At 70.9% G+C, this 15,259-nt stretch carries 15 protein-coding genes; 7 read left to right on the top strand and 8 right to left on the bottom strand.

The annotated features are described in order from the left end of the window. The first annotated feature begins 67 nt into the window (after positions 1-67). A complete protein-coding gene (locus tag NAG42_RS36055; RefSeq protein WP_250036598.1) occupies positions 68-793 on the top strand; it encodes a polyamine aminopropyltransferase in 726 nt (241 codons plus the stop codon). 26 nt (positions 794-819) lie between these two features. Here NAG42_RS36055 and NAG42_RS36050 read toward each other — a convergent pair whose 3' ends face one another. The 5 genes from NAG42_RS36050 to NAG42_RS36030 form a co-directional block, all read right to left on the bottom strand. Then, positions 820-1,878, bottom strand: a complete 1,059-nt coding sequence (locus NAG42_RS36050) for an MFS transporter (RefSeq protein WP_250036597.1) — start codon at positions 1,876-1,878, stop codon at positions 820-822. A 21-nt stretch (positions 1,879-1,899) separates the two neighbouring features. Next, positions 1,900-2,241 (bottom strand): PadR family transcriptional regulator, encoded by a 342-nt coding sequence (locus tag NAG42_RS36045; RefSeq protein ID WP_250036595.1) that lies wholly within the window; start codon positions 2,239-2,241, stop codon positions 1,900-1,902. A gap of 246 nt (positions 2,242-2,487) precedes the next feature. After that, complete coding sequence (locus NAG42_RS36040) at positions 2,488-2,844, bottom strand: hypothetical protein (RefSeq protein ID WP_250036593.1); 357 nt, start codon at positions 2,842-2,844, stop codon at positions 2,488-2,490. A gap of 253 nt (positions 2,845-3,097) precedes the next feature. Then, on the bottom strand, positions 3,098-4,204 hold the full coding sequence (locus tag NAG42_RS36035; RefSeq protein WP_250036591.1) for a Gfo/Idh/MocA family protein: 1,107 nt from the start codon (positions 4,202-4,204) through the stop codon (positions 3,098-3,100). After that, positions 4,174-4,878, bottom strand: a complete 705-nt coding sequence (locus NAG42_RS36030) for a ThuA domain-containing protein (RefSeq protein ID WP_250036589.1) — start codon at positions 4,876-4,878, stop codon at positions 4,174-4,176. Before NAG42_RS36030 ends, NAG42_RS36035 begins: the two co-directional genes overlap by 31 nt. A gap of 114 nt (positions 4,879-4,992) precedes the next feature. On the opposite strand from NAG42_RS36030, the gene NAG42_RS36025 reads away from it, so the two are divergent. Both NAG42_RS36025 and NAG42_RS36020 read left to right on the top strand, forming a co-directional pair. After that, entirely contained in the window at positions 4,993-5,937 is a 945-nt protein-coding gene (locus tag NAG42_RS36025) for a YihY/virulence factor BrkB family protein (protein ID WP_250036588.1), read from the top strand. A gap of 119 nt (positions 5,938-6,056) precedes the next feature. Next, positions 6,057-6,542, top strand: coding sequence for a hypothetical protein (locus NAG42_RS36020; RefSeq protein WP_250036586.1), 486 nt, complete (start codon positions 6,057-6,059; stop codon positions 6,540-6,542). A 13-nt stretch (positions 6,543-6,555) separates the two neighbouring features. On the opposite strand, the gene NAG42_RS36015 is transcribed toward NAG42_RS36020, so the two are convergent. Then, positions 6,556-6,729 carry a hypothetical protein gene (locus NAG42_RS36015; RefSeq protein WP_250036584.1) on the bottom strand — a complete coding sequence of 58 codons (174 nt, stop codon included), beginning with the start codon at positions 6,727-6,729 and terminating at the stop codon, positions 6,556-6,558. A 210-nt stretch (positions 6,730-6,939) separates the two neighbouring features. Here NAG42_RS36015 and NAG42_RS36010 point away from each other — a divergent pair, with 210 nt between their 5' ends. From NAG42_RS36010 to NAG42_RS35995, 4 genes are all read left to right on the top strand, one after another. Next, a complete protein-coding gene (locus tag NAG42_RS36010) occupies positions 6,940-7,227 on the top strand; it encodes a hypothetical protein (RefSeq protein ID WP_250036583.1) in 288 nt (95 codons plus the stop codon). Between the two features lie 103 nt (positions 7,228-7,330). Then, positions 7,331-7,606: a hypothetical protein gene (locus tag NAG42_RS36005; protein WP_250036750.1), complete on the top strand. Its 276-nt coding sequence runs from the start codon at positions 7,331-7,333 to the stop codon at positions 7,604-7,606. Positions 7,607-8,214: 608 nt separating this feature from the next. Further along, positions 8,215-8,907, top strand: coding sequence for a DUF4389 domain-containing protein (locus NAG42_RS36000; protein ID WP_250036581.1), 693 nt, complete (start codon positions 8,215-8,217; stop codon positions 8,905-8,907). 198 nt (positions 8,908-9,105) lie between these two features. After that, positions 9,106-9,585: an ATP-binding protein gene (locus NAG42_RS35995; protein ID WP_250036579.1), complete on the top strand. Its 480-nt coding sequence runs from the start codon at positions 9,106-9,108 to the stop codon at positions 9,583-9,585. A gap of 63 nt (positions 9,586-9,648) precedes the next feature. Here the strand turns inward: NAG42_RS35995 and NAG42_RS35990 are convergent, their stop codons facing one another. Then, entirely contained in the window at positions 9,649-10,011 is a 363-nt protein-coding gene (locus NAG42_RS35990; protein WP_250036578.1) for an RIP homotypic interaction motif-containing protein, read from the bottom strand. 111 nt (positions 10,012-10,122) lie between these two features. Beyond that, entirely contained in the window at positions 10,123-15,222 is a 5,100-nt protein-coding gene (locus NAG42_RS35985) for a P-loop domain-containing protein (protein WP_250036576.1), read from the bottom strand. Positions 15,223-15,259: the final 37 nt, after the last annotated feature.

Below are 15,259 nucleotides of genomic sequence, written 5' to 3'. Positions count from 1 at the left end.
GCACCTGGCTATGGTCGGACGTGTCGCGTTGTCCGAACATCGGGCGCGAAACCGAGAGGACACCCCGATGCACCCGAGATTCGCGGAACTGGCCTGGGTCCCCACCAGCATCGGCGAGATCAGCCTGCGGCGCCGCCTCGACCCCACGACCCGGACCGAGGTGTACGAGGTCAAGCTCGACGACGAATACCTGATGTCGAGCCTGTTCACGGTGGCCGAGGAGGAACTGGCCCGGCTCACCCTGGCCGTCCTGCCCGAGGCTCCGCTGGACGTCGTCGTCGGCGGTCTCGGCCTGGGCTACACCGCGCGCACCGCTCTCGCCGATGACCGGGTGCGGTCCCTGACGGTGGTCGAGGCGCTGGGCCCGGTGATCGACTGGCATCGCCAGGGGCTTCTCCCGGAGGCCGCCACCCTCACCGCCGACCCCCGCACCACGCTGCTCGAGGGTGATTTCTTCGCCCTGCTGCGCGACGGCACCGGATTCGACCCGGCCACCCCCGGCCGCCGCTTCGACGCGATCCTGGTCGACATCGATCACTCCCCGGTCAACGTGCTGAACCCGGCCCACGCCGACCTCTACACCCCGGCCGGCCTGACCCGGCTGGCCGATCGCCTGCACCCCGGCGGCGCTTTCGGACTGTGGTCCGACGACGCCCCCGACGACGCTTTCCTCGCCCTCCTGCGGCAGTCCTTCGCCACGGCCGCCGCCCACGTGGTGCCCTTCGCCAACCCGCTGACCGCCGGCACGTCGGCCAACACCGTCTATCTGGCCACCACCGCGCCACAGAACTGACCCGCCGTCAGTCCGGGTTCGGGTGGTCAGGCTGTGGTCGGGGTGCGGGCGGTCGCCGGGCGTGGCCAGAGGCAGCCGACGATGATGGCGAGGATCGGCACCAGAGAGAGGATGGCCAGCGGCTCGGCCCCATAGATGACGAAGCCGCCCCAATAGACCGAGGGGCCGGTGCCGTTGCGATGGGTGTTGGCCAGCAGGGAGCCGGTCGAGGTCGGGATGTTGCCCAGGGTGGCCGGGGCGAGCATCAGCAGCGTGGTCAGGCAGAGCCACGAGTACGCCCGTTGCCGGCCCCGGCTGTGGCGGCGCATGCGCTTCGAGGTGGCCAGCCCGAGCAGCGCCCCGAACAGAGCCCCGGCCAGACCGCCGATGACGGTGTCGCGCACGTGGCCGGGCGGCTCGGCCCACATCAGGTCGAGGACCATGCCGTTCTCCGGCGAAACAACTACTGCGGCGAGGTACCCGTCGCGCGTTCCGGTCACCTCCGCATCGGCCGCGGGTGACGTGGCCGGCCCATATCGGTGAACCGTGGTCTTCACATCGCGCCAGCCCTGGGCCCGCATCTGCTGCTGGACGGCGGCGGCGGCCTGCTCGAAGCCGACGCCCGGCGGCACGTTCCCGGTCACGCTGGTCCGGCCCGCCCGGACCCCGGTGCCGCCGTGCAGGCTGTTCTTGCTGTACGGATTCCAGAACGTGCTGCGCCCGTACTGGTCGGCTTTGTTGTCGAAGGTGCCGGGCAGCACCGTGGGCGCGAGCCTGAGCGCCGCGGCCCTGGTGGGCGCCATCGGGTCGACGTCCCGCCAGGCCAGCCAGGAGCCGAGCGCGATGCCGCTGAGCCCGCCGAGCACCGCCGCGAACGCCGCCACGACGAACGCCCGGCGCCCGAACTCGGCGACCCGCCGGCCGAGGCCGTGCCGGAGCAGCCGGGCCGCCTCGCGGGCGGCCGGACGGGACCGGCCGGGCTCAGCGGCGTCGAGCAGGGTGGCCAGGATTTCCGGACCGCGGTCGCGCCGATAACTGCGGGGATAGGCCATCAGCCACCGACGGTATCCGCGGGTCAGCCGTCTGGTGCGGGTGTCGTCGACCATGGGGATCCTTTCGGTGGCCGGTCAGGCGGGACTGGGAGCACCGGCTGGGCCGGCCCCGCGCAGCCGTTGAGTCACCATCTGCGCGTCGCGGCGCATCTGCTCGGCCTCGGCGGCCAGCGCGGTGGCGCCCGGACCGGTCAGCCGGTAATACCGGCGGAGCCGGCCGTCGACGGTCTCCTCCCGGTCGACCTCGACCAGACCCTCGTCGCTGAGCCGGTCGAGTGCCGCATACAACGTGCCGGCGGCGAGGCGGACCTGGTCGGCCGAGAGCCGCGAAACTTCCTTGATCACCGCGTATCCGTGCAGCGGGCCCAGGGCGAGCGCCGAGAGGATCAGGAGACTCGGTCGCCGCATGCTCGCCATGGCGGCCAACATACAGTTCATCGGACTATCGCCATAGCCCGGCCCGCGGCGTGGGTCATCCGGGACGGCGCAGCGACCCGGCCGCCGACCGGCAGCAGACCGCGTTCCGGGACGGCGCAGCGACCCGGCCGCCGACCGGCAGCAGGCCGCGTTCCAGGGCGGCGCAGCGCCTCGGGCCGCCAGCGCACAGGCGGCCGGGTTTCCTGGCCATGAGCATGGACGAAAACGGCTGCAGGCTGAACCGCTTCAGGCTGCCCTTTCCTGCCAGGCCGGCCGGCTCGTCAGATGCCGGCCGGGGTGCCCGTCGAACAGGGCGCAATCCTGGTCGTCGCGGCTGTCGGTCTGCGGCGTGCTCCGGGCCGGGCACCAGGTGTAGGGGTTGATCTCGGAGGCGCTCAGCGTCCACTGGATCCACCACGTCGTGGTCTCGACCTGGTGGCCGAGGGCAGCGTGTGAGCCCTCGTGGCCCAGTTCGAGCTCGCAGCCCAGCTCGGACTGCACGCTCGGTGCCTCTGTCGGTAGCTCGTTGAAGAAGGCGAGCTGGGCCGCGTCGAGCGTGATCCGGGCCGGACAGTTCCTCAGGTCCTCGTTAGCAATCGACATGTATGTATGAATGCCCACGACGGAATGCTTCTTAACCGGTTAATGGCATCCGACTCGGGCTGCCGTGAGCGCCGGCGCGGCCGACCCGGCATGCGAACCCGGCCCGGCATGCGAACCCGGCCCGGCGTACGGGGCCCGGCCTGGCATGCAATGGCCGGCTAGGCGTACGGGGGCCGGCTCGGCATGCAACGGCCGACCCGGACGCCCCGGCCGGTCACCCCGTCGGGCTGAACCGGAGCCGACCGCCGCCAGGTCAGGCCCGAGGCCACCCGGAACGCCAGGTCGCGGCCGGAATCAACGGGACCGGGTCGGGCCTCTCGGCGGTCGTGGTGAGCTCGACGCGGCGGCCCTCCTCGGCCGAGCGGAGAAGGGACGTCATGGCGTCCAGCACGTGCAGGGCCAGGGCGCCGCTCGCCCGGGGCGCCGGCGCGGTGAGCATGTCGAGCAGGCCGATGCCCCGGGCGGCGTCCGCGTATCCGGCCGACGGCGGCACCGTGCGCCACTCGGCGGCACCCAGTTCGAACAGGCGGACGTCGCCGGCGAACAGGTTGGGGTCGGGAACGGCCAGCGAGCCGGTCTCGCCGTGCACTTCGATCGGGGCGGCCGTGGTGCGGACCGCGTCGAAGCTGGTGGTGATCGTGGAGAGCGCCCCGCTCGCGTGGTGCAGGACTCCGGTCACGTGGGTGTCGACCGACACCGGTATCCGCTCACCGGCCCGCGGCCCGGAGCCGATCACCCGCGTCGGACGCCGGCGGGAGGAGGCGCCGGTGACGGCGACCAGTGGGCCGAGCAACTGGACGAGAGCGGTCAGGTAATAGGGACCCATGTCGAGCAACGGGCCCCCGCCGGGCCGGTAGTAGAAGTCGGGCTGATGATGCCAGCGTTCGTGGCCGGGCGTCGCCATCACCGCGACGGCGGACAACGGCCGCCCGATCACCCCGGCGTCGATGACCGCGCGGGCGGTCTGGACACCGGTTCCCAGCACGGTGTCGGGCGCGCACCCGATCCCGACACCCGACGCGGCGGCCCGCTCCACGAGGGCACGGGCCGCCGGCATGTCGGCGGCCAGGGGCTTCTCGCCGTACACCTGCTTGTTCTGGGCGATGGCACCCAGCGCGACCGAAGCGTGTGCCGCGGGGACGGTCAGATTGAGAACCGTGTCGACGGAGTCGTCGCGCAGGAGTTCGTCGACCGGCTGGGCACGGCAGCCGGCGATACCGTCGGCGACCGCGGCGGCCCGCGCGGCGTCGAGATCGGCCACGGCCGCGATCGTCACGGACGGGTGGTCACGCAACGTCTCGAGGTAGGCGCCGGAGATCCACCCGGTGCCTACGATCCCGACGCGGTGCGGCTCGCCCACAGCATGCCCCTTTCGATCACGGTACGTACGGTGGCGTTCCGGAGCACGTCGAGGTTGTGGCCGGGTGTGGTGACGACGATCCGGCCCTGCCCCCACTGCCGGGTCCAGATGGCCGGCGAGGTGATCGGGCGGTGCCACGGATGCCACGGCCGGACGGGGTGGGTGGTCGTGGCGAGGACGTCGATGAGGTTGTCGTGCAGCACCCAGTACTGCTCGGTGGTCAGTTCGAAGTCGTCGAGCCCGGCCGTGATCGGATGCTCCCGGCCGGCCTCGGTGAGCTCCACCGTATGGGTCAGGAAGTTGTCGGTCTCGTCGCCGCGACGATCGGCCGGGTCCTTGCCCGGATGGGTTGCGAACTGGCCCCCGACCAGCTGCAGATAGTCCGACGAGGCGCGGAACGAGTCGGCGATACCACCGTGCCACCCGGTGAAGCCGGTGCCGGCCGCCACCGCGGCCCGCAGCCCGTCCAGCGCGTCCCGCTCGATCGACGACATGGTCACGCACTGCACGATCAGATCGGTCCCCGCCATCACCGGACCGTCGCCATAGACGGCCGTCGAGTCGCTGACCCGGACCTCGAAGCCGTTGCCGGCCAGGAAGGGAAGGAAGAAGTCGGTGGCTTCGACCGGCTGATGGCCTTCCCAGCCGCCACGGACCACCAAAGCGTTAGGCATCCCCAACGCCTATCAGACCGAGCCCACCCGCGCCCACCTCGCCGCGGCGTAGGCAACCTGATGCGGGGGTACACGGGCCCCGTGACATCTCGGCGGTTCGCACGATCGATCCCGATGGCCTGGCGGCGCCTGCGCCGCCGTTTCGGCTGGCTGGATCATGTGGTCCGGGCGGTGATCCGGTACGACGAGGCCGACGGTGGCCGGCTTTCGGCGGCCGTGACGTACTACTCGTATTTCGCCACGTTCTCGCTCGGCCTGCTGGGGGTGTCGGTCTTCGGCTTCCTCCTGGACGACCCGGCGGTGCTGCGATCGGTCGAACGGTACGCCGCGGAGAACCTGCCTCATTTCGATGTCCAGATGCTGCGCAACGCCCGCAACACCGTCGGGGTCATCGCCTTCGTCGGGTTGCCGATCGCTGGGTGGTTCTGGGTCGACGTCCTGCGCTCGTCGATCCGCCGGATCTGGGAACTGACCGAATATCCGGGCCGCCTCGTCGTCCGCGTGCTCGTCGACTTCCTCGTCCTGGCCGGGATGGGCATCCTGGCGGCCGCGTCACTGTTGATCGCCTTCGTGACCACCAACGTCGCCAACCGGCTGGTGGACGCGGCCGACGCCGGTGCCACCCCGTCGCGGTGGGTGCCGGCCACGGTCGGGCTCCTGCTCGGCCTCGGGGTGAACACCGTGCTGGCCGCCGGCGCGCTGACCGGACTGCCCCGCATCCGGATGCCGGTGCGCCGTGTCCTCGGCCCGGCCCTGATGGTGGCGGTCGGTCTGGAATTGCTCAAGACCCTCGGGCGTCTCTATGTGGAGCGCACCGAGGCCAACCCCACCTACCACCTCGTGGCCGGCTCGGTCGGGCTGCTGGTCTTCCTCAACGCGCTCAACCAGATGATCCTCTTCGCCGCGGCGCTGACCGCGACGAGCAGCACCGGCCGCCCGGCCGACCTCGCGACGGACGAAACCCCCGGGTCGCCACCCCGGGAGCCCAGCCCCGCGCACGGCTCCCCGGTGACCGACCCCGCGACGCCGCCCGGCGACGGCCCCCGGCCGGACGAGTGAGCCCCGGCCGACGGCTCGAGAGTCTGCACTTTGGACGTACTATCGAGTTCCCGCGGAGCGCTCCGTCAGCCGACCATGGCAGGAGCGGCACGGTGGGACGACCACGAGAGCAGGCTGTAGTGAGCATCCACTTGTCCAGGGGAGCCGCGCAGCGGCGGGTCGTGATCAGTTGCGACGTGGCGGGATGCCCGATCCAGTTGGAGCCGCCACCCATCGAGGCGTGGCGGAACGACACGGACGCCAAACTCTGGGCGCGTGATCACGCTGTCGGCTGGACCGCGGATCAGGTCCGCCAGACCGATTACTGCCCCGAGCACGCCCGGTTCAGTTCGGCCGCGACCGCCGACCTTGTGCCGCCCCGCCCCACGGCGGCGGCGCGGGATGTCGCCGGCAATCCGCTCAACCGCGATGAATACACCGAGGGTCTGCGTGAGCGGCTGGGCCGCGGTGACCGGTCGGCGGGCGTCCTGCTGACGACTACTCAAGCGGCGGTCACGGCCCTGCTCCTGGACGAGCTGGCGGGCGTCTATCGCGGTGAGAGCCTGGGGACGCTCGCCGAGGAGCTGTCCGCGCTGGTACGGAGCCATTCCCGCGAGCGGGACTGACCGAGCCCGCCCCTTACGCGGGTTCGGTCGGAGTCAGCTCGGCCGGATCGATGTGGAGTGTGGCCAGGAGGCCGCCGTGCCGCGCCAGATCGATGCGCTCGGGCAGTTGCCGGTCGACGAACTCGGCCCTCTGGTGCTGACCGCGTTCGCGGAGAAGGGCGATCACAGCTGCCTTGGATATCGTCATTTCTGCTCTCTTGGTGGGCGACCGGCGGTGAACCGAGGCCGCCGGAGTCTGGAGCGACTGAGTTCAGCGTACGCCCCGCGGGTCCCGCGGACAGCAGACGACCGGGGCCCTCGGGACTCCGGATGGCGCCGGAAGAAAAAGCGCCTCGTCGGTGCCAACACGCTACGCTCATGCGGCGAAAGGGCCCCGTGGGGGATAGCCTTGCCGTATATGGCTACCTTTCGCAGCGCCTCGACACTTCTTTCCCCGGACGGCACCCGGATGGCCGGCACCGCCGCGCTCTTCACCGAGCCGGCCCGCAAGGGCGGAATTCCGCCGTGGGCCGGCGATTTCCGGCCCGCGAACGACGCCGGCAAACTTCCGAAGAATGCCGTGGGCAAGACTTTCGTGCTGGAGCTGCCCGACGGCAGCACCGGCAAGGTAGTCGTGCAGAACGTCAAGACCGGCAAAGGCGGCGTCACCCTGGTGTTGATGGGCGAGGACGCACCCCCGTTCTGACACCCCCCGGCCCCGGGGTGAACTCTCCGCGAACCGCGAATGCGTTCGTGACGTTCGGGGCATGTTCTCGCCGCCGCACCGCAACCGCTAGCTGGAGCCGATGATGATCAACCCCCGCGTAACGCTGGACAGCGAGTCCCTGGGCCCGGTGGAACAGAAATTGCAGAAGCCCCTCGAGGAGCAGCTCACCTCGGCGTTGCAGCAGGCGACGCACTCCGTCGAGGAAAGCTACTCCGGCGAGAGCGTTCAGCAGGTGGCCCAGGAGCTCCTGGTGGAGACCAAGGAAGGCCTGCACCCGGATGTCGCCGCCGGCTTCACGCCGGACGCCGGTCAGCTGCAGGCCGTGGCGACCGCCATCGTCGAGGAGCACCGCGACTGAGGCCGCGTACTCAGACCGGCTGAGCAGCCGGGGGGAGTGAGCTCATCGTGTTCGACCCGTGATCTCGCGACCCTCCGGCAGTGCACCTCCGGCTCGCCAGTCCTCCCGGGGGACTCGTACCGGATTTCGGGCCCGGGTGGCGCAACATGTCGCACCCGCCAACCTGAACACCACTGTCCACCGAGGACGGCGGTCCACCGGTCATCGAGCGGCACGGCCGGACACCGGCAACCCTAAGGTCAAAGCCCTCTGCTCTACGCCGCCCAGCCCCCGCTCGCCTTGAGCGCCGGCAACCAGTTGTCTGGTGCACCGGCCTGGACTGGGGTGTGCCATGTCCACCGAGCGCGGGTCTCAAGTGCCGCTCGCAGGCGTAGGGTCGGGCGGACAGGCTTCGGCGCCTGTTTCCACGGTCAAGCTGTCCGAGACCCCGGCAGCCGGCAGCGGCGTCGCCAGACCACATCTGCCCCGCCGCGGCGTCGCGCAACGCGCATGAGGGGACACCGCGCCCCGACGCGGACTTCCGGCCCGGCCCGCGCCCCGACGACTTCTTCGCGGGTGCCCACACCCATGCGCCGGACGACCGTCCCAGCCGTTGGAGGCACGCCGTCATGACCGCATCCCTGGTTTATCCCGTACGCATCGATGCGCACCTCGACTCGCATCTGTCCCGTTGGCTGTGGCTGGTGAAGTGGCTGCTCTCCATCCCGCACTACATAGTTCTGGCCTTCCTGTGGATCGCCTTCGCCGTCCTGTCCGTCGTCGCCTTCTTCGCGATCCTGTTCACCGGCCGCTATCCCCGGGCCATCTTCGACTTCAACGTCGGTGTGCTCCGCTGGGGCTGGCGGGTCAGCTACTACGCCTACAGCGCGCTGGGCACCGACCGATATCCACCCTTCAGCCTGGCCGATGACGCGGACTACCCCGCGCGCCTGCAGATCCCGTACCCGGAGCATCTCTCGCGCGGCCTGGTGCTGGTGAAATGGTGGCTCCTGGCGCTGCCGCACCTGATCATCGTCGGTCTGCTGGTCGGTGGCGGGGCGTGGTTCGCCGTCAACTCCAGCACCGATGACTACAGCTGGACCGGCGGCGGCCTGATCGGCCTGCTGGTCCTGATCGCCGCGATCACCTTGGCCGTCACCGGCCGCTACCCGCGCGGGCTTTACGACTTCATCCTCGGCTTGAACCGGTGGGTGCTCCGCGTTGCCGCCTACACAGCCTTGATGACTGATGTCTACCCGCCGTTCCGGCTGGACGCCGGCGGCACGGACCCCGCGACGGCCCAGATCACACCGGCCGGATAACCCAGGCGCCGCTGACGAGGGCGGTTTGTTTGCCGGTGACCGGCCCGGGTAAGAAGATCTTCAGATGCGTTGACTGTCGGCCGGCGTGCCCTCAGGTGTGTTCCCGGCAGTCAGCCGCCCGGACCCCGCGGTGCGCATGCGCCCGGCTGTACCCCATTCGACAAGGGTCGTCATGCAGCCGGGGCATGAGGGGTGGTCATGGTTTCATCCGCAGTGCCCTCAGAGGCTGAGTACACGTCGTCGGCGCGGAATCAGGAGCCCGGATCTCTGCTGCGTCTTACCGACCCGGCCGGTGAGGTCGCCCGCGAGTTCCGGGTGGAGTTCGTCCATGGTGGCAAAGCCGCGCCGATCCGCCGCTCGGTCGAGCGAGTCCTGCGGGAGTGGGGTCTTTCCCAGCGCTCCGAGGATGTCCTGCTCGTGACGACGGAGCTGGTGCAGAACGTCACTCGGCACACTGCCGATGGTGGGGAGCTGCGCGTGGTGCTGCGGGACGAGATCCTCCGGGTCGAGGTGGCCGACACCGACCCCCGGCCGCCGATGCTTCAGCGGCCCGATCTGCGGGGACCAGGCGGCCGGGGCCTGCTGATCGTGGCCGCCGTCGCCCATCGCTGGGGATACCGCCCGGCGCCCGGGGCGCAGCGGCCCGGCAAGGTGACATGGGCGGAATTCCAGCTGTGATCCGCTGGGGGAGTCACGAGGATCGGCTGGTGACCCTCGAGTCAGGGTGACGAGGCGAGATCACTAGAACGTGTTGTGCTGGACATTGTGGTCGCCGATCTGTACGCCTTTCGCGTCCCGCAAGTCCACCCGGTATTTGCCGGCGGCCGGCCCGGTAGGACCGACCGTCGCCAGCAGCCGACGTGCCGCGGCCACCACCTGCTCGTCCTCGATGGTCCTGGTCAGGACCAGAGCATCGCTGAGGCGTGCCCGCCACACTCCCGGGTCGGTCTCGTCAGCCTCCAGCAACCGGGCAAGCTCGAGGTCATGAGCGCCGAGGCGGTCCCTCAGCAGGTCCTTCAAATCCGTGTAGGCATGTCGCACCGCCATCGGGCCGTTGTCTTTCGCCCCAGCGCGGGCGGCGGCCGCGAGCGCCGTCGTGATCACCTCAACTGCCGACATGATCCACTCCAGTCGATCGACTACGTCCGGGCATCACACGGTGCACCATTGATGCCACCACGCTAATACCTCGGGGGAAAGAGAAGTCGCGGCGCATCAGCTCTCCTGCACGTTGGTGGCGGTGAACTCCCGCAGCAGGTGCGGGTAGGAGCTCGCCAGCGCCGGAAGCGAGATCCGCCAGGAAGCCATGACCAGGGCCTCGCCGATCAGACGAGCCGCGTCCGGCATGGCCGGCACCTGCGCCATCTCGACCAGAGTCTGCGCCTGCACCGGGACGTCGGCGATGCCCTTGGCCGTTTCCCGGGCGGACTCGGCGAGGGCGCTCGCCTTCCCCGGGTCGCGCGCCGCGGCCTGGCCCGCCATCCGCGCCAGGCACAGCGCCTTACGGGTGGGTACCGTGATGCGTGCGGTGGCATCCTCGGCGGCCCGGGCGAACTCCGGCCGGCCGGCGGCCGACAGCTCGATCAACGCGGGTGCGCGCAAGGACGGGTCGCTGATGCGGTGGACGATCCCGAGCGCCTCGTCGACCTGGCCGGTGGCAGCGGCGCGGTCCGCCAGGTGGGCGAGGGTGCGGGCGCGCAGCTCGGCGTCCACGATGTCGGCCGCGACCTGGGCGGCCTTCACCAGATCGTCCGCATCCGCCAGCCGATACACCAGCCCGGCCAGCTCCCGCGCCTGCTTGGCCGGGTCCTGCATCCGGGCCGCGATCCGCGCGGCCCAGGAGAGGTCACCCGAGTCGGCCGCGCGACGGGCCAACCCGGCCACCTCGTCACTCTGCCGGGACTTGTCCTGGATGCGGGTGGCGACCTGGACGGCCTGTTCCAGGTCGCCGCCATCGGCCAGGGCGCGGACCAGTTTGGCCAGCGCCAGCCCTCGTGCCCTCATGTCGGTGATGCGCCCGGCGATGTCGAAGGCCCGGGCCAGGTCGCCGCTCGACGCGGCCCGGCCCGCCAGGTCGGCCATCGCCTGCTTCTGAAGCTGCCGGTTGCTGATCTGCTGAGCCATCTGCTCGGCGAGGTCGGTCCCGGTTGCCGATCGCCGGCCCGAAGCGGCCAGTTCGGCGAAGGTCTGAGCGCGAAGGGCGTCGTCAGAGATCTGCTGGGCGAACTGACCCGCCCGTTCGCGGGAACCGGACGCGGCCACGAGACGGACGAGGTCGATCAGAGTCTGCACCTGACGGCGCGGGTCGCGGATCGCGAGCGCGATCGGCCAGGCTCGTTCCGGGTCACCCGCCGCCCCCTCGAAGTGCGCCAGGTCAACGAGAGTCTGAACCCGCCGGGACGGATCGGCGATGCCTTCGGCGACACCGACCGCGCGCGAGAGCTCACCGCCACCGGCGACGGCACCGGCCAGAATGGAGAGCATCTGTGCCCGCTGATAGGTGTCGGGCACCGTGTTGGCGAACATGGAGGTGGCGTCGGCCAGGGCCGCCGACTGGTCGGCATCACCGCCCACGGCGGCGATGCCGACCAACTCGGTCAGCGTGGCCGCACGCCGGGCCGGGTCGACGATCAGACCGGCCGCACCGATGGCCGCCTGCATGTCGCCCTCAATCGCCGCCGAGCCCGCCAGCTGGGCCAGGGTCTCCGCCTTGCGGAACGAGTCGGTGATGTCGAGCGCGATCCGCTCGGCGAAGTCACGGTCGCCGGCCGCCGCTGCCAGTCGCGCCAGTTCGGCCAGCGCGGAACCCTGCTCCGACGGCTGGGTGATCGTGCGGGCGGCCCGCACGGCTCGCTGAATATCGGTCACCTGAGCCATGGCCTGGGCCGCCTCGGCCAGCGCGGCAGCCTGTCGGCTCGAGTCGACGATGCCCCGGGCGGTCTGTTCGGCGGCGTCGACCAGATCCAGAGCTTGCTGTGCGTCGCCGGCCGAAGCCGTCACCCGGGCCAGTTCGGTCAATGCCTCCGCCGCTCGCGACTGGTCGACGATGCTCCGCGCCGTCCGCTCGGCCGCGTCCGCCAGCTCCACGGCCCGATCGATGTGGCCGGCGGTCGCGGCTCGCCGGGCGAGTTCGGTCAGGATGTGGGCCTGCTGCGAGGGATCGGCGATACTCCGGGCGATCCGCAGCGCTCGCTCGTGATGGCCCGCGTCGCCCGCTTCGCGGGCGATGTCAGCGAGGATCCGGGTCTGGCGGGACGAGTCGTTCATGGCCCGGGCAGCGCCGACGGCAGTCTCGACATCGCCGGTGGAGGCTCCGCGGACGGCGACGTCGGCCAGCACGGCTTCCCGGCTCTGCCAATCGGGGACGGCCTTGGCTGTCTTCACGCTTCGCGACAGGTCGCCGGCCTCGGCGAAGACTCTCGCCAGCTCACCCAGGGCCCGGGTCCGCTGGGTCAGCTCGGTGATGGCGCCGGTGGACATCTCGGCGAACTCGGCCAGCCGCTGTGCCGGTCGCAGGTCGCCCCCACCGGCCACTGCCCGCGCCATGTCGATCAGTGTCCGCGTCCGCCGGAACGGGTCAGCGATGCCGGCCGCCGTCAGCCCGGCGACGGTCACGATGTCCGTGTCGGGCCACATGACGCCGTCGCCCATGACGGCGTCGGCCTGATCGCGCAGAGCGTCGATCTCCGGCTGCAGCTCGGACAACGGCTCTCCCCGGCTGCGCGTCATGGCGATGTTCTCGGCGACCTGCGCGGCCGTGTCGGCCAGCTGCGTCACCCGGTGCAGCAGACCATCGCCCACCAAGGCTCGTACCAGGTTGTCCAACGGCTGCCGGGATGAGCCGCCGGCCATGTCGGCAGCGAGCCGGGCAGCGTCGGGCAGACTCATGGCATGCCGGCGGTCGGTCTCGTCCGCCAGCCTTGTCAGCAACCGGCCCTGCTCGACCAGTTCGGTTTGCCGAGCCGGGTCGGAGACGCATTGCGCGATGCGCACGGCGGTGCCGGCCAGGGTCCGGACCGGGCGCAGCGCGGCCAGCGCCGCCTCGGCGAGGGTGCGCCGCGGGGTGGACCCGCCGGCCCCGGGCTGGGCCGGTCGGCGGGCGGCGGCGGCCGGCCGGCCGAGGCGGGCGAGGGCCTGATCCTTCAACCGAGGATCGGTGATGTTGTCGGCCAGACTTCGCGCGACGTCCGATTGTCTCGGCGGGCGGTCGACGTCATCGGTCTGCGCGGCCGCCCCGCTCAGGTCGGTCAGCGTCTGATCGCGCAATTTCCGGTCGGTGATGTCGTTGGCGATCTCCCGCGCCTGGGTGCGCTCGCCGGCGGCCGCCGCGGCGAGCGCCAGGACCGCCAGAAGTTTCCCCCGGCCGGCGTCGTTGCGGACGCTGTCCGCGATCTCTCTCGCCTTGCTCGTGATCGACGTCGTGCGCTCCTGGTCGCCGGCCCGGCCGACCGCCCGCAGGACGTCGACCAGAACACGCACCGCTCTGGGGAGATCCGCGATGACCGCGGCCGCCTCGGCGGCCGCATCGGCGAGACGGACGGCGCGTGCCGGGTCGCCGAGAGCGGTCGCGGCATTCGCGAGCCGGGCCAGAGCCGCGGCTCGCGCGGGCGTGCTGACGATGTCCTCGGCGATCCGCCGACCGAGGTGCAGATCACCGCGGGCGGCCGCGGCTCGTGACAGGTCGGTGAGTGTATGGAGCTGGAGCCTTTGATCGCCGCTGCTGACCGCGATGCCGGCGGCCAGCTCCAGCTCACCGGCCGCTCCCGCCACGCGCGCCAGATTGTCGAGTGTGGCGGTCCGCAGTGACGAATCGCCGATGCCGGCCGCGATCTGCGCTGCCCGGCGGATGTCGCCCGCCATCGCAACCGTGCCGGCCAGCCCGGCGAGAGCCCGGTGCTGCCGGGCGGTGTCGGTGATGCTTCGGGCGAGGGCTTCCGCGCGAGTCGGCTGGCCCACTGCCGCCCACACCGCGGGCAGATCGGCCGGCGTGTTGCTGTTCCGGCTCTCGAGCTGGTCGCGGTGGTGCGACAGGCGGAGCAACCGGAACAGATCGTTCTCCGTCATGCCCTCGTCAGCCAGGATGAGGCTCTGGCAGGCTCGGATCTCGGCCAGTGCGGCCACGTCGCCGCCGGACAGGCTGAGCATGCGGTCGTGCCGCACCACGTCGACGGCCAGGGCGGCGAGCCGATCGGTGTCACGTTGATCGGTGAGCATGCGGACGTAGCCGCGTAGGAGGTATTGCGGGGTGTCGGCCGGCCACCCCGGCCGGTAGCCGTCGGCCCAGTCGTGGATCTTGCTCCGGTACGTCTCGATGCGGCTCCCGAGACCGCGAGCTGCCGTCTCCCGGAGCGTCTCGTGGGCAAACAGGTACAGGCGCCCTTGGTCTCCGTCAGCGCGTCCTACGACGGTGCGGCCGAAGACTCCACCCAGCACCTTCTCGAGGGCGAACGGCGGTTTGCCGGTGAGGTGCTCCAGCTCGCGGATGCTCAGACCACCGCCGCTGGCTGTGATGAGCCCGAGGGTCTGCCGTTGCAGCTTGTCGCCACTCAGCAGCTCGAGCAGCTCCTCGTTGGCCCGTTCGGCCACCTCGACCGCGTGAGCCGAGGGTTCCAGCTGCCGGATCCGGCACGTCACCCGCAGCGGATGATCCGTCGGCACGTCGTGCGGGAGCTCGGGATACGGCCGGCTGGCCACCACGACCTGGAGCCCGTTCTCGCACACTGTCGGCAGCAGCGACGCCACGCTGGCGATCCTGGTCCCGGGGCGGCCACCACTGTCCTCGTCGAGACCGTCGACGACCAGCACGAGCCGGCGTCCCTCGTCACTGACCTTCTTGGCGGCGGCGCTGAGCAGCGCCCGCCGGTAGGTGTTGGCGGCAGCCGGGGTCAGCGACCCGGGAACACTTTCGCCCATGATGGCCGACAGCTGGTCGATGAGCATGTCGGTGAAGGCTGTGCTGTCGGACTGGTCCGCGAGGCGGGCGGTGATGAAGAACGAGACGACCTCCACCTTGGGCGGTGGCTGCAGCACGAAGGTGGACAGCAACGCCGATTTGCCGGCCCATGGTCCGGCCATCCACCACAGGTAGGTGCCGTCGCCGGCGCAGAATTCCGCCAGCTCGGCCAGAACGGCGTCGCGGTCGAGCAGGGCGCCCGGGTCTCCATGGCCGGGCGCGATGTCACGAACCTGGTCGAGATAACCCGACCGTGTCCACCAGGCCGGGCGGCTGCCGGCGACGTTGTTGTAGATCGTCCCGTGGTCACCGACGATGACCGCGTGGGAACCGCGCAGGTCCAGGTCGGCTTGCTCGTCCACGCCCTCATTGTGACCGATGACGGCCGGCCCAGGGTGC

Origin of the sequence: Paractinoplanes maris (assembly GCF_023544465.1) — a bacterium.
Lineage (GTDB): Bacteria > Actinomycetota > Actinomycetes > Mycobacteriales > Micromonosporaceae > Actinoplanes > Actinoplanes maris.
The sequence above is the reverse complement of the archived record's forward strand: the minus strand, read 5'-3'. Positions and strand labels throughout refer to the sequence as shown.